The sequence below is a fragment of the Streptomyces huiliensis genome (assembly GCF_020037025.1).
Taxonomy (GTDB): Bacteria; Actinomycetota; Actinomycetes; order Streptomycetales; family Streptomycetaceae; genus Streptomyces; species Streptomyces huiliensis.
In genome coordinates this window covers 1-265 of the sequence record NZ_JAIQLH010000561.1, presented here as the reverse complement: position 1 = coordinate 265, position 265 = coordinate 1, and the positions used below count along the sequence as shown (strand labels likewise).

1 protein-coding gene is annotated in these 265 nt (G+C 72.5%); it reads left to right on the top strand.

All coding sequences use genetic code 11. From position 1 onward, the window contains the following. Positions 1-265, top strand: a 265-nt coding sequence (locus tag JNW98_RS35860; RefSeq protein WP_223772419.1) for a bifunctional ornithine acetyltransferase/N-acetylglutamate synthase, incomplete at both ends; no start/stop codon positions are given.

The following is a 265-nucleotide window of genomic DNA, read 5'->3' as shown; positions in this document are numbered from 1 at the left end:
TGGTCGCAGCAGGTGTTGAAGGCCGGGGAGGTGACGGCCGTCGTCCTCAACTCCGGTGGCGCCAACGCCTGCACCGGGCCGGAAGGCTTCCAGGACACCCACGCGACGGCCGAGAAGGCCGCGGAATCGCTCGGCTGCGGCGCCGGCGAGGTTGCGGTGGCCTCCACCGGCCTCATCGGTGTCCGGCTGCCCATGGACAAGCTGCTCCCCGGCGTGGAGAAGGCCGTGGCGAGCCTGTCGGCGCACGGTGGCGAGAAGGCCGCCA